General features: G+C 36.5%; 16 protein-coding genes. 15 read left to right on the top strand and 1 reads right to left on the bottom strand.

Annotated elements, in window-relative coordinates:
- The first annotated feature begins 1 nt into the window (after position 1).
- The 12 genes from FLV_RS06130 (at position 2) to FLV_RS06075 (ending at position 21,422) form a co-directional block, all read left to right on the top strand.
- Positions 2 to 1,414: a hypothetical protein gene (locus FLV_RS06130; protein ID WP_243231923.1), complete on the top strand. Its 1,413-nt coding sequence runs from the start codon at positions 2 to 4 to the stop codon at positions 1,412 to 1,414.
- A gap of 233 nt (positions 1,415 to 1,647) precedes the next feature.
- On the top strand, positions 1,648 to 4,122 hold the full coding sequence (locus FLV_RS06125) for a glycoside hydrolase family 2 TIM barrel-domain containing protein (RefSeq protein WP_243231921.1): 2,475 nt from the start codon (positions 1,648 to 1,650) through the stop codon (positions 4,120 to 4,122).
- Positions 4,123 to 4,244: 122 nt separating this feature from the next.
- Complete coding sequence (locus FLV_RS06120; RefSeq protein ID WP_243231918.1) at positions 4,245 to 6,644, top strand: alpha-xylosidase; 2,400 nt, start codon at positions 4,245 to 4,247, stop codon at positions 6,642 to 6,644.
- A gap of 78 nt (positions 6,645 to 6,722) precedes the next feature.
- Positions 6,723 to 8,729 (top strand): glycoside hydrolase family 97 protein, encoded by a 2,007-nt coding sequence (locus FLV_RS06115; RefSeq protein ID WP_243231916.1) that lies wholly within the window; start codon positions 6,723 to 6,725, stop codon positions 8,727 to 8,729.
- Between the two features lie 103 nt (positions 8,730 to 8,832).
- Positions 8,833 to 10,392, top strand: a complete 1,560-nt coding sequence (locus FLV_RS06110) for a GH39 family glycosyl hydrolase (RefSeq protein ID WP_243231914.1) — start codon at positions 8,833 to 8,835, stop codon at positions 10,390 to 10,392.
- Positions 10,393 to 10,420: 28 nt separating this feature from the next.
- Complete coding sequence (locus FLV_RS06105; RefSeq protein WP_243231912.1) at positions 10,421 to 12,649, top strand: glycoside hydrolase family 3 C-terminal domain-containing protein; 2,229 nt, start codon at positions 10,421 to 10,423, stop codon at positions 12,647 to 12,649.
- Positions 12,650 to 12,729: 80 nt separating this feature from the next.
- Positions 12,730 to 14,238, top strand: coding sequence for a cellulase family glycosylhydrolase (locus FLV_RS06100; protein WP_243231910.1), 1,509 nt, complete (start codon positions 12,730 to 12,732; stop codon positions 14,236 to 14,238).
- A 114-nt stretch (positions 14,239 to 14,352) separates the two neighbouring features.
- Positions 14,353 to 16,299 carry a sialate O-acetylesterase gene (locus FLV_RS06095; RefSeq protein ID WP_243231909.1) on the top strand — a complete coding sequence of 649 codons (1,947 nt, stop codon included), beginning with the start codon at positions 14,353 to 14,355 and terminating at the stop codon, positions 16,297 to 16,299.
- A 10-nt stretch (positions 16,300 to 16,309) separates the two neighbouring features.
- Entirely contained in the window at positions 16,310 to 17,815 is a 1,506-nt protein-coding gene (locus tag FLV_RS06090) for a family 43 glycosylhydrolase (RefSeq protein ID WP_243231907.1), read from the top strand.
- A gap of 244 nt (positions 17,816 to 18,059) precedes the next feature.
- Positions 18,060 to 20,468, top strand: coding sequence for a glycosyl hydrolase family 95 catalytic domain-containing protein (locus FLV_RS06085; protein WP_243231905.1), 2,409 nt, complete (start codon positions 18,060 to 18,062; stop codon positions 20,466 to 20,468).
- A gap of 131 nt (positions 20,469 to 20,599) precedes the next feature.
- Positions 20,600 to 21,061 carry a Panacea domain-containing protein gene (locus FLV_RS06080; RefSeq protein ID WP_031455055.1) on the top strand — a complete coding sequence of 154 codons (462 nt, stop codon included), beginning with the start codon at positions 20,600 to 20,602 and terminating at the stop codon, positions 21,059 to 21,061.
- A 1-nt stretch (position 21,062) separates the two neighbouring features.
- On the top strand, positions 21,063 to 21,422 hold the full coding sequence (locus tag FLV_RS06075; protein ID WP_031455056.1) for a hypothetical protein: 360 nt from the start codon (positions 21,063 to 21,065) through the stop codon (positions 21,420 to 21,422).
- Positions 21,423 to 21,524: 102 nt separating this feature from the next.
- Here FLV_RS06075 and FLV_RS06070 read toward each other — a convergent pair whose 3' ends face one another.
- Entirely contained in the window at positions 21,525 to 22,055 is a 531-nt protein-coding gene (locus tag FLV_RS06070) for a CvpA family protein (protein ID WP_078229056.1), read from the bottom strand.
- 164 nt (positions 22,056 to 22,219) lie between these two features.
- Between FLV_RS06070 and FLV_RS06065 the strand changes: the two genes are divergently transcribed.
- The 3 genes from FLV_RS06065 to FLV_RS06055 all read left to right on the top strand — a co-directional run bounded on the left by FLV_RS06065 (position 22,220) and on the right by FLV_RS06055 (position 24,215).
- The gene (locus FLV_RS06065) at positions 22,220 to 22,576 is read left to right on the top strand and encodes a hypothetical protein (protein ID WP_243231904.1); all 357 of its coding nucleotides are present in this window, start codon (positions 22,220 to 22,222) and stop codon (positions 22,574 to 22,576) included.
- 131 nt (positions 22,577 to 22,707) lie between these two features.
- Positions 22,708 to 23,727, top strand: coding sequence for a phenylalanine--tRNA ligase subunit alpha (pheS, locus tag FLV_RS06060; RefSeq protein ID WP_243231902.1), 1,020 nt, complete (start codon positions 22,708 to 22,710; stop codon positions 23,725 to 23,727).
- 80 nt (positions 23,728 to 23,807) lie between these two features.
- Positions 23,808 to 24,215 carry a hypothetical protein gene (locus FLV_RS06055; protein ID WP_243231900.1) on the top strand — a complete coding sequence of 136 codons (408 nt, stop codon included), beginning with the start codon at positions 23,808 to 23,810 and terminating at the stop codon, positions 24,213 to 24,215.
- The last annotated feature ends 122 nt before the right edge of the window (positions 24,216 to 24,337 follow it).

Here is a 24,337-nt window from a genome sequence, read left to right as displayed (position 1 = left end):
AATGAAAAATATTAAAATAGTAATTACAACATTTTTGACGCTAGTACTCCTAATGTCATCTTGTTCACCAGACACGTATTCATTAGATGCTGTGACTGATAAGTCGGATATTGATTATGAAATTAAACAGGATTTTACAGTAGATCCGGGAGGAAATACAGTAATATTAACTAATAAAACCAAAGGAGTTGTACTAACCTGGGATTACGTTACCGGAAAATCAAATAAAGCTACAGAAACTGTTAAATATGCTTTTAAAGGAAATTATACCATTAAAATCACAGCAGTTACAGGAGGTGGTATCGTTGAGTTAGATCCTGTTACAATTACAGTTACTCAGGACAATCTAAATTATGTAAATGATCCTCTTTGGAATTTACTTTCCGGAGGTGTTGGAAACTCTAAAACATGGCTTTTAGATTTAGATGCCAATGGGGTTTCGAAATATTTTATGGGGCCTATGTATTTTTACGGTAGCAATAACGGATGGTTAGAAGGTGGTGATAACGGCTGTTATGGTGCAGATTGCTGGAATTGGAGTCCGGAATGGAAAGGAAACACATGGATTGCTGCTCAAGGCGATTACGGAAGCATGACATTCAGTTTAAAAAATGGCCCATTTTTAACAACAGATCATAAAATGATGCCAGGTTATGGTCAGGAATCAGGATCTTACTTTTTAGATGTTGATGCAAAAACCTTAACAACTTCTAACGCTACCATTTTGCATACTAATGAAAATGAAAACTGTGTAGATAATTGGCGATCAATGAAAATTATGTCACTAACAGAAAATACACTACAAGTAGGTGTTTTAAGAAAAGGAAGTTGTGATGGGGCAGCGACACTGGTTTTTAATTTTATATCAAAAGAGTATAGTGATAATTGGGTACCGGCAGTTGTTGCAGATCCAAATCCATTTATTGATTTAAACGGAGGTACAGTAGATGACTTATTATCAACTACCACCACCACCACTAAAACATGGGCATTAAGCAAAGACACCCCTTTCAATTGGACAGATTTAAATGGCGCATTTTTAAACAATTGGTATTCCGTTACTGATTACGAAGCCGCAGGCTGGCCAGGATACGTTTCGGCTGATCAGGCTACGGTTGTTAAAAACAAAATAAGTTTTTCTAACGATGGTAAGGTAACAACTATCGATAGCAATGGTGTAGAAAAATCAGGTACCTATTCTACAGAAACTGGCACTAACATTATTAAGTTTAGCGGTATTTCACCATCATTTCCAATTGGAAGTTCCTGGGCAACAGTTTCTACAACAGCAGAAAACCAATGGAAAATTGTTAAAACAGCAAACACTGGTAATGTTGTAACTGATATCTGGTTTGGAAAAAGAGATCCAAACAAGAGTGAATATATGGTTTTTCACTTTGTGCTAACTAATTGATAATTTAAACCACTTTTTTAAATAATTAAGTCATCTCTAAATGCAATCTGTTTACTGTTTTAATTTTAAAAAGAACGTGTTTAGAGATGTCTTACTATTTTTTTGACAAAATCAAATCGGTTTAAGATTAAAAAATACAACAATACATGGATCAAAAATAATAATTTACCCCTCCAGTAATTAATTGAAACAATTATCGGTAAATTTATTTTATACTAATCATTATAAGCAAGATGAAACATTCTAAAATTTTAAAAACTCTTACTATTTTTGGACTTATTACAATTTTTAGCTGCAATAAGAAAAATACTGATTTTGAAAACCGAAAAGTTTCTTTTAATTCAGATTGGAGCTTTCATCTTAATGACAGTATTATTGATAAAGATACCATTGGAGTTTCGACAAAATGGACAACTTTAGATGTTCCTCATGATTGGAGTATCGAAGGAAAATTTGACGAAAAAAGCCCTGCAGGTTATGGCGGAGGATCGCTTAACGGAGGTTTAGGCTGGTACAAAAAAACATTTAAAGTCGCTGCAGAAGACAGTACAAAAATAACTTCAATTACTTTTGACGGCGTTTACAGAAACAGCGAAGTATGGATAAACGGACATTATTTAGGAAAACGTCCAAACGGATATATTGGCTTTCAATATAACATGTCGCCGTATTTAAATTACGGTGAAAAAAACAACGAACTAATTGTTAAGGTTGACAATTCAAAACAACCCAATTCACGCTGGTATTCAGGTTCAGGAATTTTTAGAAATGTCTGGATTGAAACTACAGATAAACTACATGTGGGACAATGGGGAACTTACATTACAACCCCAAAAGTTATGGCTGAAAAAGCTTCGGTAAATATTGAAACTACAATTAAAAATCAATATGCTGAAAGTAAAAAAGCAACCGTAACGACTACTATTTTTAAAGAAGACACCAAAGTAACTTCGGTTACTCAAAATATAACAATCAATGCCAACGGAAAGCAAACTCTGAAACAATCGAAAGAAGTTGAAAACCCTATTTTATGGTCAGATGAAAATCCGGAATTGTACACAGCAGTTACCGAAATTTCGCTTGACGACAAAATCATAGATCAATACAAAACCACTTTCGGGATCAGAGATTTTAAATTTGATTTGAATAAAGGTTTTATTTTGAATGGAAAACAGTTTAAAATAAAAGGTGTTTGTATGCATCACGATTTAGGTCCATTAGGATCAGCAATCAACACACGGGCTATTGAGCGTCAGTTAGAAATCCTGAAAGAAATGGGTGTAAACGGAATCAGGACTTCACACAATCCGCCTGCGTCAGAACTTTTAGAGCTTTGTGATAAAATGGGTTTCATTGTCATGGATGAAGCTTTCGATATGTGGAAACAAACCAAAACCAAATACGATTATGGAAATGACTGGGACAAATGGCACAAGCAGGATTTAATTGATCAGTTGTTACGTGACCGTAATCACGCCAGTATTTTTATATGGAGTATCGGAAATGAAATTCCGGAACAATGGAGTGAAACCGGAGTTGAAATTGCAAAAGAATTAGCGGCAATCACACGCCAATACGATAAAACAAGACCGCTCACTGCCGGAATGAATCCTCCGGTGAATATGAATATTTATGAAGTGACTTTACAATTCGAGAAAAAAAATGTTCAGTTTAATAAAATAGCAGCATCCGGTATTTTAGATTTAATAGGATACAATTATGCGCATCAGACATTTGAACACCATCAAAAAAACTTTCCTAATGCACCTTTTATTGCAACCGAAACGACCTCAGGTTTACAGACAAGAGGCTATTATGATGCGGTTTCTGATACGATCAAAAAATGGCCGGTACGATGGGATATCAAATTTAATGAAGGAAATCCGGGCAATACCGTTTCAGCTTACGATCAGGTGCAGACACCTTGGGGTTCAACGCACGAAGCAACCTGGAAAATCATTAAAAAACATGATTTCTTAGCCGGAATGTACGTTTGGACTGGTTTCGATTATATCGGAGAACCAACGCCGTACGAATGGCCATCGGTAAGTTCGTATTTCGGAATTGTAGATTTGGCCGGTTTCCCGAAAGACGTGTATTATATGTACCAAAGTGAATGGACAAACAAAGATGTTCTTCATGTTTTTCCGCATTGGAACTGGAAACCCGGACAGATGGTTGACGTTTGGGCCTACTACAACAATGCAGATGAGGCAGAACTTTTTGTAAACGGAAAATCAGTTGGAAAAAGAAGTAAAAAAGGAGACGATTTGCACGTAATGTGGCGAATTCCTTTCGAAGCAGGAACTTTAAAAGCAGTTTCCCGTAAAGGCGGAAAAACAGTTTTAGAAAAAGAAATTAAAACAGCCGGAAATCCTTCGCAATTAAAATTAACTGCTGACAGAAGCACCATCAAAGCAGACAAAAATGATTTGTCATTTGTAACCGCAGACATTTTAGATGCTAATGGAACTTTGGCTCCAAATGCTAATAACGAAATCAGCTTTTCATTAAAAGGAAACGGAAAAATTATAGGTGTTTGCAGCGGCGATCCGGTAAGTCACGAATCTTATAAAGGATCAAAACATACCGCTCTGGCCGGAAAATGTCTGGTAATCGTTCAGTCTGGAGATCAGTCTGGCAGATTAGAATTGACTGCTAAAGCGAATGGCTTAAAGCAGGCTACAATTGTAATTACAACAGAATAATAAGTCAAGCTCCTGCAAGGTTTTCAAAACCTTGTAGGTATTAATTAGTAAAGATAATAAAAATATAAACCTACGAGGTTTTGAAAACCTCGCAGGAAAACTAACATCTAGATTATTAACCAATGAAAAACTCACAATTAACCGCACTGTTTTCGGCTTTCATGTTCGGATGTGTTCTGACGCCAAAAGCATCAGCCCAGATCCAAAACGCAGATGTGCTGAATGCACCAATCGATATCAGCAAAGATTTTCAGAATTATCTGAATACCTTTTATTTTGCTGATGAACTGGCTTCTTTTGATCCTGCAACAGGAAAAGGAACTATAAAATATTTGCGATACAATTACAAAACGCGTCAGGCTTTCAACAACATGATGATGAAACCTGATGCAGAGAAACCAAATGAATTCCCCACAACAGAATATGAGGTTTCACCGGTATTGCCATTCGAAATTCAGTTTGTTTCAGACAGAACAATAAGAATCAAAACCACATCAGGGCCACAGTTTCACCCGCAAAAAGAATCTCTGATGCTGGTTGACGGTGTTGCACCAAATCATCCCGAATTATGGAAATATGCTAAAATCGAAGGCGGTCACAGCTACACTAGCAAACACGGAAAAGTTGAAATTTTGACAAAACCGTGGCATGTTAAAATCTACGATGAAAAGGGAAAATTGCTAACAAGCACACTTCACGATACTGATTTTAAAAATACTTATACACCGACACTTCCGTTTTCGTATGTTCGCAGAAACAGCGATTATTCCAGAAGTATGGGAGCGGCGTTCAGCTTAGAACCGGACGAAAAAATATTTGGCTGTGGAGAATCTTTTACACAATTCAACAAACGTGGTCAAAAAGTAGTTTTATGGACGGATGATGCTAACGGAATCCAGAATGAAACCATGTACAAACCGATTCCGTTTTACATGAGCAGTCGTGGTTACGGCGTTTTCATGCACCATTCAACACCAATTACAGTTGACTTTGGGAAGTATTTTGCCAGCGCCAACGAAATGTATATTGGTGACGACGAAGCCGATTTGTTTTTCTTTATCGGAGAGCCAAAAGATATTTTAGATCAATATACTGATTTGACCGGAAAAGCTGCCATGCCGCCACTTTGGTCGTTTGGTTTCTGGATGAGCCGAATTACGTATTTCTCAGAAAAAGAAGGACGTGAAGTTGCCAAAGATTTACGTAAATATAAAATTCCAACCGATGTAATTCACTTTGATACAGGCTGGTTTGATGTAGACTGGAGAAATAATTACGAGTTTGCAAAATCCCGTTTTCCGGATGCTACCAAAATGATGTCTGATTTAAAAGATGATGGTTTTCATGTGTGTTTATGGCAATTGCCTTATTTCACACCAAAAAATACGTTGTTCAATGAAATCATGGACAAAAATCTGGCAGTAAAAGACCGTAAAGGCAATCTTCCGTATGAAGACGCTGTTTTGGATTTCTCAAACCCAGAAACCATTTCCTGGTATCAGGGAAAATTGAAAAAATTATTTGATGAAGGCGTTTCTGTATTTAAAGTTGATTTTGGAGAAGCCGCTCCGCCGGACGGAATTTACCATTCGGGCAGAACAGGTTTTTACGAGCACAATTTATATCCGTTAAGATACAATAAAGCGGTTGCCGAAATTACACAGAAAGAAAAAGGATATACCTTAATCTGGGCAAGAAGTACCTGGGCAGGATCGCAGCGTTACCCATTGCATTGGGGTGGCGATGCCGAAACTACAAACGGGGCAATGTCTGCAGAATTACGAGGCGGACTTTCATTAGGTCTTTCGGGTTTTAGTTTTTGGAGTCATGATGTGGGAGGATTTGCAACAAAATCACCGGAGAATTTATATAGGAGATGGGCACCTTTCGGAATGTTCACTTCACACGTAAGAAGTCATGGCGAACCTCCGCGCGAACCTTGGTTGTACAGCAAAGATTTTCTGGAAGGATTTAGAAAAGCCGATAATATGCGTTACGAATTAATGCCATACATCTACGCTCAGGCAAAAGAAAGTTCTCAAAAAGGATTGCCAATGATGCGTGCCTTGTTTGTAGAATATCCAAATGATCCGGGAGCATGGCTGGTTGACAATGAATATTTATTTGGATCAAGCATGTTGGTAGCACCGCTTTTTGAAGAAGTAACAGAGAGAGATGTTTATCTTCCGGCAGGAACATGGATTGATTACCAAACCAAAAAAGTTTACGAAGGTGGATGGCATAAAATCAAAGCAGGCGAAGTACCAATTGTAGTTTTGGTAAGAGACGGTGCTGCGATTCCACATATTGCTTTGGCACAATCTACAAAAGATATGGACTGGAGCAAATTAACCCTAAAAGTATTCGCAAGTGATAAAACTACTTCGGCGAAAGCCAAAATATTTTTACCGGATACAGATGCTGTTCAGGAAATTACAGTTACTAAAAAAGGAAATGCTGTTGAGGTAGCGCCAAATGCCTTAACCGGAAAAACCACTTTTAAAACCGAGTGGCTAAAATAGGTTTTGTTTGAGTTGAGTTTTTTAAATCGGGTGAAATCCACGTCACCCGATTTATTTATAAAGAATAAAAAAAATACCATGAAAAAACATCTTTTCCTTCCCGCTTTACTGCTTTCAGTTAGTTTGGGTTACAGTCAAAAAAATAAAAATTCTTATGAACTGGCATCGCCAAACGGACAGAATAAAATCAAATTCGAATTAGTAAAAAATGCTCCTAAGTATGCCGTTTCTCACGGAAAAACCGAAGTTATTACACCGTCAGATTTGGGATTTGTATTGAAAGGAAATGAAGACCTGAGTTCAAACTTTGAAATTAAAGGGGCAAAAACCTCCACTTTTGATGAAACCTGGGAACAGGTTTGGGGAGAAAAGAAAAATATAAGAAATCACTACAATCAATTGGTAGTCGATTTACAACAAAAAACAGGAAACAAAAGAAAACTGCAAATTCAGTTTCGTGCTTTTGATGACGGAGTAGCTTTTAGATATGTGTATCCAAAGCAAAATGTAAAAGACAGTATTTTTATCACGGATGAAAAAACCACTTTCAACCTGAAAGAAGACGGAAAAGCATGGTGGATTCCGGCAAACAGAGAAAACCGCGACGAATATTTGTTTGAAGCAGCACCGGTTAGTAAACTGGATACCGTTTTGACACCGCTTACAATCGAAAGTAAAAGTGGTTTGGCTTTAAGTTTTCACGAAGCAAACCTAATTGATTTTGCCAGTATGACTTTGGTAAATAATAAAGGGACAGAACTAAAATCAGATTTAGTGCCTTGGCCTGACGGAATAAAAGTTCGTGTAAAAGATTCGTTTACTTCATCCTGGAGAACCATTCAGATTGGAGAAAATCCGGGAGAATTGATTACGTCTTATTTGGTTTTAAACCTGAATGAACCAAACAAATTAAAAAACACAAACAGTTATTTCAAACCTTATAAATATTTAGGAATCTGGTGGGGAATGCACATTGGGAAATATACGTTCTGGGAAAGCGACAAACAAGGTGCAACCACAAAACACGCCGAAGAATACATTGATTTTACAGCAAAAGAAGGCTTCAATCATTTATTAATCGAAGGCTGGAACAAAGGCTGGACACCGGGCTGGTACGAAAACCGTATGCACATGTTCAGTTTCACCAAAAGCGCAGATAATTTCGATTTAGAAAAAGTAGTTGAATATGGAAAGAAGAAGAACATCGAATTAATCGGATATCATGAAACAGGTTCGAACTTAATTAACTATTTAAAAGAAGTTGACGAAGGTTTTGCTTTGTACAAAAAATTAGGGATCCATACAGTAAAAATTGGTCACGTGGGTTCTAAACTGAATATGAAACAAATGCACTTCGGACAATTTGGAGTGAATTATTTCAGATACATTTTAGAAAAAGCAGCACAATACGATTTAGCGGTTTTATACCATGAATCAATAAAAGATACCGGAGAACGCAGAACTTTTCCAAACATGGTTTCGAGAGAAGCGGCAAGAGGACAGGAATACAATGCCTGGAGCGAAGGAAATCCGCCAAACCATTTAAGCATTATTCCGTTTACAAGATTACTTTCCGGACCAATGGATTTTACACCCGGAATTTTCGATGTTGAGGTAAAACAAGGATATCCGGGAAAAAGAATTCAGGGAACTGTTGGGCAGCAATTGGCATTGTATGTAGTACTTTATTCTCCAATTCAAATGCTTGCCGATCTTCCTGAAAATTACGAAGGAAAACCAGCTTTGCAATTCCTAAAAGACGTTCCGACAGATTGGGAAGATACCAAAATCGTAGAAGGAAAAATTGGTGAATACATTACAACTGCAAGAAAAGACAGAAACAGTGCCGACTGGTATTTAGGAACTTTAACCAATGAAAACCCAAGAAAAGTTGAGGTTTCGTTATCATTTTTAGATCCAAATGTAACTTACGAAGCACAGATTTATGTAGATGCCGAAGGAACAGATCAAAAACACAATCCGGAAGCAGTAGCCATTTCAAAGAAAATAGTAAAATCTTCGGACTCGTTAAAATTAAATTTAGGAGGAGCTGGAGGAGGTGCAGTGAGATTTAAGAAATTGTAATTGAGTTAGAAGTTAAATGTTAGATGTAAAAAGTCAAACCTGTATAGATACGGTAGAGACGCACAGCAGTGCGTCTAACATTTAGAATTAAAACCATTTCAAGATGAAAAAACTTTTAATAATAATAGTTTTAATTAGTTCAATCAATTTGTTTGGACAAGACCGAACCATAAAAGTAGATTTCAACAAATCTTCGGGAAAAATAAACACCATGTTCAAAGAATGTATTGGTGCCGGAAGAGCAAATGAAGGATTACGTGGAGATTGGCAGCAACAATTGGCAATGGCAAAAAAAGAATGCGATTTTAAATATATCCGATTTCATGGTTTATTGTCTGATGATATGGCGGTTTATCGTGAAGATTCTAAGGGAAATCCAGAATACAACTATCAGTATGTAGATGTTTTGTTTGATTTTATTGTGAGCCTGAAAATGAAACCTTTTGTTGAATTAGGTTTTATGCCTAACGCACTGGCAAGTGGAAGTGAAACGATTTTCTGGTGGAAAGGAAATGTAACACCTCCAAAAGATTATAAAAAATGGGAAGATTTGATTCGGAACTTAACGCAACATTTTACTGAACGCTACGGAGTAGAAGAAGTCAAAACATGGTATTTTGAAGTTTGGAACGAACCGAATTTGACTCCCGGTTTCTGGACAGGGACACAAGCAGAATATTTTAAATTATACGAATATGCAGCACGAGGTATAAAAGCTGTAAATAAGGATTTTAAAGTGGGCGGACCAGCAACAGCCGGCGCCGGATGGGTTCCGGAAACCATTGAATTTGCAGCTAAAAATAATGTTCCGTTAGATTTTATTTCGACACATACTTATGGCGTAAATCAGGGATATTTAGATGAATTCGGAACTTCAGGTACTGTTTTGAGTCCTGACCAAAACAGTATTAGCGGTGACGTTATCAATTCGCGTAAGCAGATTACCAATTCGGTTAAACCAAATCTTGAATTGCATTATACAGAGTGGAGTTCATCTTACACACCAGCTGACCCAATTCACGACAGTTATCATTCGGCAGCCTATATTTTACAGAAATTAAAACAGGTTGGCAATGCGGCAAACTCAATGTCATATTGGGTTTTCACGGATATTTTTGAAGAAGCAGGTCCAAGATTCACTCCTTTTCACGGAGGTTTCGGATTATTGAATACGCAGGGCATTAAAAAACCGGCCTATTTCTCGTATTATTTTCTAAACAAATTAGGCGAAACAGAACTTCAAAATACGGATAAAGCTTCATGGGCAGCTAAAAATGCAAAAGGAGATGTTCAGCTTTTATTCTGGGATTTTACCAATACACATCCGGGTGACAAAGTCTGGAACCAAACCTATTATGTAAAGGATTTGCCTTCAAAAGAAAAAGGAAAAGTAGAAATTGAGGTTTCCGGTCTTCAAAAAGGAAAATATATTTTAGAAATCTATAAAGTCGGATATAAATCAAATGATGCTTTTGCAGATTATCTGGCAATGGGTAAACCTAGTCAGTTAAGTCTTGAACAGGTAAAAATAATTAAACAGAAAAATAACGGTTCGCCAATTGCAATAGAAAAAATAACGATAGATGCTACTGGAACTTTTAGCAAAAAAATTAACGTGAATGAGAATGATGTTGTTTTGTTAAATCTTATAAAAAATAATTAATTTATATATAATTAAAAAAAATCAGGTAATGAAAAATACAATCAAATATCTTGCTGTAGCAGTTTCAGTTTTTGGGCTGATAGATAGTAATGCTCAGGAAAACAAATCAAAAGTGGCACAAAATACATACCTGGGGAAAGATATGAAAAATGATCATGATGCCGAAATAGATCAGTTAATTTCGCAAATGACACTTGAGGAAAAAATAGGAATGCTTCACGGGAACAGTATGTTTGCTAATGCAGGTGTAAAACGTTTAGGAATTCCGGAATTAAAAATGGCTGATGGTCCATTGGGAGTTCGTGAAGAAATTTCCCGTGACAATTGGGCTCCGGCCGGATGGACTAATGATTTTGCGACCTATTATCCGGCAGGAGGTGCTTTGGCTGCAACCTGGAACGATGATATGGCGTATGTATTTGGAGCTAGTTTAGGAGAAGAATTACGTGCCAGAGACAAAGACATGTTACTTTCGCCGGCAATCAATATCGTAAGGACACCACTTGGCGGAAGAACGTATGAATACATGTCTGAAGATCCGTTTTTGAATAAAAAAATTGCGGTTCCTTTAATTGTTGGTTTACAAGACAAAGATGTTATGGCTTGTGTTAAGCACTTTGCGGCTAATAATCAGGAGACGAATCGTGATTTTGTAGATGTACAAATTGATGAACGTACGCTACGCGAAATCTATCTTCCGGCTTTTAAAGCATCTGTTAACGAAGCCAGAGCTTACAGTGTAATGGGGGCCTACAATAAATTCAGAGGAGAATATTTGTGTGAGAATGATTATATGCTCAATAAAGTCCTTCGTGATGACTTTGGATTCAAAGGAATTGTAGTTTCAGACTGGGCTGCGGTACATTCAACAGCTAAATCTCTAAAAAATGGTTTGGATATTGAAATGGGTACGCCAAAACCATTCAACGAATTTTTCCTTGCCGATAAATTAATTGCTGCAGTAAAATCAGGAGAAGTTTCAGAAACAGAAATTAACCTGCATGTAAAACGTATTTTACAAACCTTATTTCAGGTAAAAGCAATGGGAGGCGGAGAGCGTGCAAAGGGAAGCATAGCAACCGAAGCACATTATCAGGATGCTTATAATATTGCAGCAGAGGCAATAGTATTATTAAAGAATGAAAAAAATGCATTGCCATTAAAATTGGAAGGAGTTAAATCAATTGCTGTAATCGGAAACAATGCAAAGAAGAAAAATGCTTTGGGCGGATTTGGTGCAGGAGTAAAAACCAAAAGAGAAATTACTCCATTGGAAGGTTTACAAAACAGACTGCCATCATCTGTAAAAATTAATTATGCCGAAGGATATTTAGAACGTTACGAAGAAAAAAATAAAGGAAACTTAGGAAACATCACTTCAACAGGTCCGGTAACAATAGATCAGTTAGATCCTGCAAAATTACAAGAGGCAATAGACGCTGCTAAAAATTCAGATGTAGCCGTAGTTTTTGCAGGTTCAAATCGTGATTACGAAACAGAAGCTTCAGACCGCAGAGATTTAAAGCTGCCATTTGGACAGGAAGAATTAATCAAAAAAGTTTTAGAGGTTAATCCAAATACCATTGTGGTTATGGTTGCCGGAGCTCCTTTTGAAATAGAAGAAATCAGCAAAAAAACAAATGCCTTAGTTTGGAGCTGGTTTAATGGTTCTGAGGGAGGAAACGCTTTGGCAGATGTGTTGTTAGGGAAAGTAAATCCATCCGGAAAATTACCTTGGACAATGCCTAAAAAATTAATGGATTCGCCGGCTCATGCAACCAAGAGTTTTCCAGGGGATAAAGTAGTTAAATACAAAGAAGGGATTTTGGTAGGGTATCGCTGGTTTGATACTAAAAAAATAGAACCTTCATACCCTTTTGGATACGGATTATCATATACCACTTTTGCTTTGGATAATGCAAAAACAGATAAAACTTCTTATAACTTAATAGATAAGATTATGGTTTCTGTTGATGTTAAAAACACTGGAAAAGTGGATGGAAAAGAAGTGGTACAATTGTATGTGTCTAAACCTGACTCAAAAGTTCAGCGTGCTGCGCAGGAATTAAAAGGTTTCCAAAAAACAGAGGTAAAAGCGGGTGGTACAAATACAATAAATATTTTACTTGATGTTCATGAATTGACCTATTATGATGCAGCTTCAAAAAAATGGACACTGGAGCCGGGAAAATACACACTGAAACTTGGAAATTCTTCAAGAGATATCCAAAAAGAAGTAGTAATATATATCCGATAAATATATTTTACTGAATTAAAACTTTATGATTTTTAAAATAACAGCAAAAACCACTTTATTAACTATAACAACCAAATAAAATGAAACAAATAATAAAAGGATACTTATTAAGCGCCTTATTGTGTTTATCCTGTATAAGTATCTGGGCATGCAGTTCAGACAAGGAAACTCCAGAAAAAGGGACAGATCCTATTGTAAAAACACTTACTGTCGATGTTAATAAAGTTGATCTTGACAGTAAAGCCAATAGTGCAAATGTAATTGTGACAACAAACACTACGGCTTGGTCAGTAAGTGCATCAGATGCAACCTGGATAAAATTTACTCCCGGAACAGGTGTGTCGGGCAGAACAACAGTTACGATTTCAGTTTTAGAAAACACCAGTTCTGTAACAAGAACTGCAGCTGTTACGATTAGCTCCAGCGATGTAGCTTCGGTAAAAATAACGGTTACTCAAACAGGAAAGGCAAGTTTATATCCGAGTTATAATACTAATCCAATTGCGGCAGATGCCACAGGCATGAGCAATACTGCAGTACAACTGGCTGCTAAAATAAAACTGGGCTGGAATATTGGAAATACTCTTGAAGCAACAGGTTCAGAAACGGCTTGGGGAAATCCAAAAGTTTCAAAAGCATTAATTGATGCTGTAAAAGCAAATGGGTTTAATGCGATTCGAATTCCATGCTCCTGGAATCAGTATTTAGAAAATTCTGCAACAGCTAAAATTAAAACCGATTGGCTTAACAGAGTAAAAGAAGTCGTACAGTATTGTGTAGACAATGATATGTATGTTGTAGTTAACATTCACTGGGACGGTGGTTGGCTGGAAAATAATATTACCGAAGCCAAGAAAGTAGAAAACAATGCTAAACAAAAAGCGTTTTGGGAACAGATAGCCACGCATTTAAGAGGTTTTGACGAACATTTACTCTTTGCAGGTACCAATGAACCGGCTGCTGAAGATGCTGTACAAATGGCGGTTCTAAATTCGTATCATCAAACTTTTATTGATGCTGTGCGTTCTACAGGAGGCAAAAATGCTTATCGCACCCTGGTGATTCAAGGTCCTGTAACCGATATAGAAAAAACCAATAGATTGATGACTACTTTACCTACAGATACAGCAACGAGTCGTATGATGGTTGAGGTTCATTATTATTCTCCGTGGAATTTTGGAGGTTTAACCAAAGATGAATCCTGGGGGAAAATGTTCTATTATTGGGGAACAGGCTTCCACTCTACAACAGATACCGGAAGAAATGCAACTTATGGCGAAGAAGCAGATTTGGAAAAAAACTTCAAATTGATGAAAACTCAGTTTGTAGATAAAGGAATACCGGTTTTATTGGGTGAGTTTGGCGCCATCCGCAGAACAACTTTAACAGGTGATGCCTTGACATTACATTTAAATTCAAGAGCCTATTATTTAAAAACAGTTGTCAAACAAGCAAAAGCAAATGGTTTATTACCATTTTATTGGGATGAAGGAAGCCTTGCAAATGATGGTTTCGGAATTTTCAAAAGAAGCGATAATACCGTTTTTGATACTCAGGCTTTAAATGCTTTAAAAGAAGGATTACTGTAATTATAATGCTTATTAAATCATATAAGTGGTATAAGTAAAATTAAGTTAAATCAAAATAAGAACTTAAAAAAACTTATATCACTTATATGTTTTTAATGTTTAAATTAAAATGAAATGAAAAAACATATTGTTTTTATTTTTTTGATAATAAGTGCTTTATCTCGTGCTAATGTCAAAATGCCGTTATTGTTTTCTGACGGAATGGTGTTGCAGCGCAATAAGGAAATTCCGGTTTGGGGCTGGGCTGATGCCAATGAAAAAGTTACCATTCATTTTAACAAACAAACTAAAACCATTCTGGCAGATAAAAACGGAAAATGGATGGTAAAATTAGCTCCCGAAAAAGCCGGAGGTCCTTTCGAATTATCGATTATCGGAAAAAACAAAATTAGTATCAAAGATGTTTTGGTGGGCGAAGTATGGATCTGCAGCGGACAATCCAACATGGAATTTCAGATGTATAAATTGCCTGATTTTGAAACTCAAAAGAATCAGGCTGATTATCCGATGATCCGTCAGTTTGGTGTGGCACAGGATTTAAGCGGAACGCCAAAAGAAGATTTAAAAGCGGGAAAATGGGCTGCTTCCAACAAAGAAAACATTCGTGATTTTACAGCGGCAGGTTTCTTTTTTGCGAAAAAACTATATGCCGAATTAAAAATCCCAATCGGAATTATTAACACATCATGGGGCGGAACTAATGTAGAAACCTGGACAAGTCATCAGGCATTTGAAAAAAGTGATGAGTTTAAAACTATGATTGCCGAAGTTCCAACTGTAGATATGGATGAAATTTTCGAAAATTATAAAAAATCACTTTTAGAAAACATCAGGAAAATTCAGGGTTTTGATGTAACACTGGCTAACGAAGACCAGTTTAAAACATTTGAATTTAATGATAAAAACTGGCCCGAAATAAAAGTTCCCTCACTTTGGGAAAATCAGCAAATAGGGAATATTGACGGAATTGTCTGGATGCGTAAAACGATTATTTTAACTGCTGAACAAGCCAAAAGCGAAGCCATTTTGCATCTGGCAAAAGTTGATGATGAAGACAAAACTTATGTAAACGGAGTCGAAATAGGAACCAATAATCTTTGGGATAAGAAAAGAATTTATAAAATTCCGGCAAATATTTTAAAAGAAGGAAGAAACGTAATCGCAGTCAGAATTACAGATTACAGTGGCGGTGGCGGAATTTATGGTGATCCTTCCGATTTAAAAATTGAGTTTAAAAACCATAACCTAGCACTCGAAGGACTTTGGAAATTTAATGTCGTTCAGGTAAAAATATCCGTTTCGCCAAACAGTTATCCGTCATTATTGTACAATGCAATGGTAAATCCGCTGGTTCCGTTTGCGATTCAGGGTGTTTTGTGGTATCAGGGAGAAGCCAATGTCTGGAGAGCGAATCAGTACAAAATAGCATTTCCGTTGCTGATTCAGGACTGGAGGACAAAATTTAACCAGGGTAATTTTCCTTTCTATTTCGTTCAGTTGTCCACTTTCGATGAATTTGGAGGCAATAGTAAAAAAGGAAGCCGTTGGGCAGAACTTCGTGAAGCACAATTCGAAACTTTAAAAGTACCCAATACCGGAATGGCCGTAACTACAGATATTGGCAACGCAAAAGACATTCACCCAACCAACAAGCAAGACGTTGGACTTCGTTTGGCAGCCATTGCCTTAAATAGTGTGTACGGCAAAAAACAAATTTTTAGCGGGCCAACGTATAAATCTCAGAAAATAAAAGAAAATCAAATCATTTTGACTTTCAACAATATTGGAAGTGGATTATCAACACCAAATAACACAACGTTAAAAGGATTCGAAATCGCTGGTGCTGATAAGGTTTTTTATTCTGCGAAAGCAATAATCAAAGACAACAAAATTATCGTTTCCGCCGATCAGGTTTCAAATCCGGTTGCCGTTCGTTACGGATGGGCAGATGACGATACAGAAATCAATCTTTTCAATAAAGAAAAACTTCCCGCATCGCCTTTTAGAACTGACAATTGGGAAATGATTACGGCAAATGAAAAGTATAGTATAAGCAAATAAAAATAGAATCATGAAAAAAGTAATTTTTATATTTATAAGTTTTATCTCGCTGGTACTTAATGCACAGCAGCAAAAACAAAATGTAAAAGAAGGGTTTTATCAAAACCCAATTTTCTCAGGCGATTACCCTGATCCGTCCATAATCAGGGATGGCGAAGATTATTATATTGTGCACTCCTCGTTCAATTATTATCCCGGATTGTTAATCTGGACCTCAAAAGATTTGATTAACTGGGAGCCTGTTACGCATGCACTCAAAAAAAGTGTTGGTTCAGTCTGGGCACCGGATTTAGTAAAATTAGACAACAAATTTTACATCTATTTTCCCGCAAATGAAACCAATTATGTCGTTTGGGCAGATTCGATAAACGGTCCCTGGAGTGATCCTGTAGATTTGAAAATTGGAAATATCGATCCCGGACATTTTACAGATGAAAAAGGAAACCGTTACCTGTATTTCAGTAACGGAAGTTATGTTCCGCTTTCAAAAGACGGTTTAGCAGTTTCAGGAGAAAGCAAACAGGTTTATGATGGCTGGAAAATCCCTTCTGAATGGTCTATTGAATGTTTTTGTATGGAAGGGCCAAAAATTTTCAAAAGAGGTGACTACTATTATTTAACCACTGCCGAAGGAGGAACTGCCGGACCAGCAACAAGCCACATGGTAATTTCGGCAAGGTCAAAATCGCCTTTGGGGCCTTGGGAAAATTCACCTCACAATCCAATTATAAGGACAAACAGCGCTTCCGAAAAATGGTGGTCAAAAGGGCACGCCACATTAATTGATGATGTTAAAGGAAACTGGTGGATGGTTTTTCACGGCTACGAAAACGGTTATTACAACATGGGACGCCAGACATTACTGCAGCCTGTAGAATGGACAAAAGACGGCTGGTACAAAATGAAAGAAGGTATTAAAACCGAGGACCAAATTAAAAAACCGGCAGGGCAATCCATAAAAAGTAATTTCACACTTTCGGATACTTTTACAGGGACTAAACTCAATTCGCAATGGCAATTTTTTGATGAATATGATTCCCGAAGAGCCACATTTTCTGCAAACGGAATAAAAATCAAAGGAAAAGGAACGGGTATCGGTCAAAGTTCACCCTTGTTATGCACGCCATCAGATCATTCATACACGACTGATGTAGAAGTTGAAATAGAAGGTAATGCATCGGCTGGATTGGTTCTTTTTTATGATCCTAAAATATTTACCGGAATCGCTTTCGATAAAGAAAATATCATGGCAATTCTTAGAGTTTGGCAGTTTCCTACTATAAAAGGAGTCAATAAAACACATTTGTTTTTACGTCTGGAAAAAAAGGAACAGACAGTAAATATGTTTTACAGCATCGATGGAAAGGATTGGCTAAAAATCGAAAACTCTGCGGAGGTAAGCTCATTCAATCATAATGCGCTAAGTGGCTTTATGAGCCTTAAGTTAGGTCTTTCAGCGGTTGGTGAAGGTTCGGTAACGTTCAGGAACTTCACATACAAACCTTTACCCGGATAATTTGGGCGTGACCATACCGAGACAAGAAGGCAAATATACTTTGTGTAAATACGCCTTCTTGTCTCGGTACGGTCGGGCTATCCGCACTACTTTGGTAGTTTGCTTCTATCCCTCACGCAGCAACTGTGTTTTCAGGAACAGGTAGAATTGAACTGTAAATTACCGCAGAAACATATTATATTGCAACATCCAATCCTTCTGAAAGCACAATATATTTGAATAATTCAAATCAAAACTCTTATAAATGAATTTAAAACTCATAAAAAAAATATTTTTCATCTTACTTCTCACATTTTACATCACAAACATTACGGCACAATCCAGTCATGTTTTAGGGTACAATCAGCCTGCTGAGTATTTTGAAGAAAGCCTCGTTTTAGGAAACGGAAAAATGGGGGCAACCGTTTTTGGAGGAGTGAATTCAGACAAAATTTATCTGAACGACATTACGCTTTGGTCAGGTGAACCCGTAAATTCCAATATGAACTCTGAGGCCTATAAAAATCTTCCGGCAATTCGGGAAGCGCTTCAAAACGAAAACTACAAACTGGCTGAGGAACTGAATAAAAAAGTTCAGGGAAAAAACTCAGAGAAATATGCGCCTTTAGGAACAATAGAAATTACAAATTCCAATAAAGGAAAAGCAGTCAACTATCATAGAGAATTGGATATTTCGAATGCAATTTCAAAAGTAACTTATGAAATTGACGGTGTAAAATTTAAAAGAGAATATTTTGTTTCAGCACCGGATCAAATCATGATTATAAAATTGACCAGCAGCCAAAAAGGAGCTTTAAATTTTGATATTAATTTGAGCAGTCTGTTAAAATCAAATGTTGAGGTAAACAACAATGTTTTGTCACTAAACGGAAGGGCACCTATAAATGAACATGCAGGTTATAACGTTCTTCTAAAATATCTTGAAATAAAAGAAAGAGGAACACGATTCACAACGCTTATGCGAATCAAAAATACGGACGGAACAATCACAAGTTCAAATTCGGCCTTAGGCGTGAAGGATGCAACTGAAGCTGTGATTTACGTTTCAATTGCCACAAGCTTTAATGGTTTCGACAAAAATCCCGCTACAGAAGGTGTAAACGATAAAACAATTGCATCAGAAAAACTCAAAAAAGCGTTCGCGAAACCATTCGATAAATTAAAAAGTTCACATATTGCCGATTACCAGAAATTCTACAATCGGGTAACTTTAAATTTGGGCAAAACCACTGCACCGGATTTACCAACAGACGAACGTTTATTGCGCTATGCAGATGGAAAAGAAGATAAAAATCTTGAAATTTTATATTTCAATTTTGGGCGTTATTTGTTAATCAGCGCTTCAAGAACTTTGGGTGTTCCTGCAAATTTACAAGGACTTTGGAACCCGCATTTAAATCCGCCCTGGAGCAGTAATTATACCATGAATATCAATTTGGAAGAAAATTACTGGCTGGCCGAAAATACCAATCTTTCAGAAATGCATTTACCGCTTTTAAGTTTTATAAAAAATCTTTCGGTAACCGGAAAAGTTACGGCTCAGACTTTTTATGGAGTGGATAAAGGCTGGGCGGCAGGGCATAACTCAGACATTTGGGCGATGACGAATCCTGTTGGGCAGTTTGGAAAAGAAGATCCGATGTGGGCTTGCTGGCCAATGGCAGGAGCATGGCTGAGTACTCATATTTGGGAGCATTATACTTTTACGCAAGATCAAAATTATTTAAAAAATGAAGGGTATCCGCTGATGAAGGGTGCGGCCGAATTTTGTATGGAATGGTTGATGCAAGATAAAAATGGAAATTTGATTACAGCCCCATCAACTTCGCCCGAAAATCAATATAAACTGGCAGATGGTTTTGTGGGAGCTACGATGTATGGAGGAACAGCAGATTTGGCGATGATTCGGGAATGTTTCGATAAAACAATTAAAGCCGCTAAGATTTTAAATGTAGATGCCGATTTTGTGAAAAATCTAGAAGCGGATTTAGCCAACTTGCATCCGTATCAAATTGGTAAAAAAGGCAATTTGCAGGAATGGTATTTTGATTGGGAAGATAAAGATCCAAAACACCGCCATCAGTCACAATTATTCGGATTGTTTCCGGGCAATCATATTACGCCTTTAAAAACTCCGGATTTGGCTGAAGCATCAAAAAAAACGCTGGAAATAAAAGGAGACGAAACCACAGGATGGTCAAAAGGCTGGAGAATCAATCTCTGGGCAAGACTATGGGACGGAAACCGAGCCTATAAAATGTACCGTGAATTACTTCGTTACGTAGATCCTGACGGAAAAAAAACCGAAAAACCAAGAAGAGGAGGAGGAACGTATCCAAATTTATTCGATGCGCATCCGCCCTTTCAAATTGACGGTAATTTTGGCGGAGCAGCAGCCGTTGCAGAAATGCTGGTTCAGTCTGACGAAAACGAAATCAGATTATTGCCGGCTTTACCTGATGCGTGGGAAAACGGTTCTGTAAAAGGAATCTGTGCACGTGGCGGATTCGAAATTGAAATGGAATGGGGTAATAAAGTACTAACGAAAATTTCAGTTTCTTCTAAAAATGGAGGAAAAACAACTTTAATAAGCGGTGATAAAAAACAAGACATCACATTGAAAAAAGGGCAGAAAATAGGGATAGACTGGTAATATAAAATAGAGATAACTAACTTAGGTATCTCTATTCTGTTTTAATAACTCTTCTGATTAACAAAACAATAGAACCCATAATTGTAAAGCAACCTAATTTTAATTAACTTTGAAAATATATTTTTATAATTATGTCTTACAATCCAACAACAGTTGCGAATTATTTTATAGATAAATATTCCAAAACAGGAAATCTTACCCCTATGAAAATAATCAAGCTAACGTATATTGCGTATGGCTGGTATTTGGCCCTGACAGATAAAAAAGAAAGGTTGATTGATGAAAACCCGATTGCCTGGGATTTTGGGCCTGTTTTCCCTTCATTGTATTATAGTATCAAACAGTATAAGAAAGAAAAAATCACTGAAAAAATTCCGAATGCTACTAAAAACGAAAAAATCACAAATGAAGATGAAAAGTTTTTAGATAAAATATGGGACGTTTATGGAAGATTTGACGGGATATATTTAAGTGCTCTGACCCATATTGAAGGAACACCGTGGCAAAAAGTATATCGTAAGGATTCGAATGCTGTTATTTCTGATGATGATATTTTTGAGCATTACAATAATTTAAAACCAATTTCTACTTAAGATGTCTTTACTCAATTTAAGCAATATTTCTATTGAAAATACTGCTGCAGTCAGACCTGTTGATATTGATAATGCCCGCATTCAAAACCAAATTCTGGAAGATAGACTGGGAAATGCAAAAGTGGGAAGGTTTTTAGAAGATACAATGCTAAGAAGATATCTTACTTATATCTTCTCATTTATTATTTTCCTTTGGCTGGCAGCTGTTATCTCCATTTTATATTTCAATCACAATCTGTTGGAACTGAATCTTTCAGAAAATGTACTGATAACTTTACTGACTACTTCTTCAGTGAATGTCATTGGAATGATGCTGATTATTCTGAAAAATTTATTTCCTCAGGCGCCTAATCAGGGTTAATAAAAGTAAGGATTAATGATGTGTCAGGCTGAGCGGAGTCGAAGCTCATTAATATTTAAAAAGCCTTGACTCCGGTTCAGGATGACAATGGTATTTATAGCACTATTCTTTTTCTGCAGACTTTTCAGCATTGGCTTTTTTCAATTTTTCATATCCTTTTTCAATCGAAGGATATACAAAAGCCGCTATTTTTTTAATCGGATTATAAAAAATATAATGATCTAAAGTTTGTTTTTTAGCAAAAGTCTGGTTGAAGTTTATTTTTTCAAACAGTGAAATAAAAATACTTACGATCAAAACGGTTTTCAAAACTCTGAAAAAGCCTCCACCCAATTTGTTGATCCATCCCAAATAAGCAAAATCAGCTATTCCGGTTAAAATTTTGGCTAAGAAATAAACGCCTATTACCACTAAAATAAAAGTCAGGATAAAAGCTGTAACCTGAACCGTATTCGGATTCCATGAAACATATTTTACAATAATGTTTTTTAGAAAAGAAGAGAATTTAATGGCTATATAAATTCCTAACAGTAAAGAAATAAAAGAAGCAACTTCTACAAAAAGACCATTTTTGATGCCCTTGTATAAACTGAAGGCCAAAAGTGCCCCTAAAAGCATATCGAAAAAACTCATAATTAACGTTATTTTAATGAGGCGCAAATATAAAAGAATTTATCAGGGATATGTTCTCAAATTTCAACTCCGTATCTTTGCAGCAATAATTTTAGAGTTTAAAACAGAATTAGATTTGAAATAATCTGAAATATGCAGTCTAAAATCACAAATCACAAATCATAATGTCCAGAGATACACAACTAAAAGAGCGTTGGGAAAAGCTCGTTAATATATTGTCCAATCAGTTTTCGCAGGGTGAAGACTTAGACTTGGATTCCATAATTTATCTAATAGGAGTTCAGGAACTCGGGAAAGTACATCGCGAATTTAAAAAAGATGAAAAACTCAATCTCATGCATATTGCTATTTGCCGATTGCTGGAACCTTACGGCTTTTACGAATTCGAATATTTTGACGAAGAAGGCTGGCCGCATTATAAAGTAAAAGAAGAATTACCGTCGTTAAAGGCCGGTGAGCAAACTGTTTTGATGAAAGAAGCGATTGTGAATTATTTTTTAGAAAGAGAACTTATTGATTAAAAAACAGATATTAGAGAGAAGATTTGGATTTTGGTCTGAAAATATAACAGAACTTTAGAAATACTTCTGACTTCTCACACCTAATATCTGACTTTTTTCCTTAAATTTGTACCCTCAATTGTAGAATGGAAATGATAGACAAGATAAAAGAACATATAGAGGAAGCTAAAGCCTTTAATGATAAAAATAAAGAATCTTTAGAGAAGTTCCGTGTTAAATATTTAGGCACTAAAGGTTTGGTAAGAGAACTTTTTAATGAGTTTAAAAATATTCCAAACGACCAGAAAAAAGATTTTGGTTTAGTAATGAATACTTTAAAAACTGCTGCAGAAGAAAAGGTAAAAGCTATTCAGGAAGAGCTGGAAAGCAAGGAAGAAGTAAAAGGCTTTTTTGGAGACTTAACGCGTTCGCCTGAGCCTGTAATCATTGGTTCACGTCATCCTATTTCGATTGTTAAAAATCAAATTATAGATATTTTTGCCAACATCGGTTTCAACGTTTCCGAAGGTCCGGAAATCGAAGACGACTGGCATAATTTTACAGCATTAAATTTACCGGAATACCATCCGGCGCGTGATATGCAGGATACCTTTTTCATTCAGACCAATCCTGATGTGCTGTTGCGTACGCATACATCATCTGTTCAGGTACGTTATATGGAAAATCACAAACCGCCAATCCGTACCATTTCTCCGGGACGTGTTTTTCGTAACGAAGCAATTTCGTCTCGCTCACACTGTATTTTCCATCAGGTAGAAGGGTTGTACATTGACAAAGATGTTTCTTTTGCAGATTTGAAACAGACCTTGCTTTATTTTACTAAAGAAATGTTCGGAAAATCGAAGATTCGTCTTCGTCCGTCATACTTTCCGTTTACAGAACCAAGTGCTGAAATTGATATTTACTGGGGTTTAAAAACCGAAACCGATTACCGTATCACAAAAGGAACCGGCTGGCTGGAAATTGGAGGCTGCGGAATGGTTGATCCAAACGTTCTTAAAAACTGCGATATCAATCCAGATGAATTTAACGGTTTTGCTTTCGGAATGGGAGTAGAGCGTATTGCAATGCTTTTATACCAAATAGGTGATATCCGTATGTTTTACGAAAATGATGTTCGCTTCTTAGAGCAATTCAAAGCAAATATTTAAAAAAAAAGTTATAAGTAAAAAGTGATTAGTTAGAAGTTCTGCTTCCTAATCACTTTTTACATTTTACAGTTCACGAAAAAATGAAAAAAGACATAACAATCCCCGAAGTTGAAAACGTATTCTTAGCCGCCGTTCAGGAATGGAGCGACGATTTTATGGAAAAAGTGTGGTACGCTTATCTGGTAAACGACAGCGACTTCAATTTAGACAGTGTGATGGTGGTTTCAAAAGCATTTGGGACAATTGATGGCGAAATGAAAAAAACGTCTATTTTACGTCATGCGTTTGTTGAGGTTCCAGCGGTTTCTGTTGTAAAAATCGAAATGATCGAAAAAAGTCTTTTGGTTTTAAACAACGAATTCATGGTAACTTTCTTTATCGGAAACACATTGTACGACAAGAAATTCATCTTCAAATCCAATTTAATCAACGAAAATAATACTGAAGAAGTGCCGATTTTGTTTGTTGAAGGGATTATGGTGAAATAATTTTAAAAAAACCGCTGATTGTAATTGTGAAGTCGTCAGTTCGAGTGTTTTTTGAGTAGAGAAACGGAACAAAAAATGTATCGAGAACCCTTATGAAACGAAGACTTCTCGATACATTTTTG

This window comes from Flavobacterium pectinovorum (assembly GCF_022802975.1).
In the GTDB taxonomy this organism is placed as follows: Bacteria; Bacteroidota; Bacteroidia; order Flavobacteriales; family Flavobacteriaceae; genus Flavobacterium; species Flavobacterium pectinovorum_B.
This window is presented reverse-complemented; position numbering and strand designations above follow the sequence as displayed.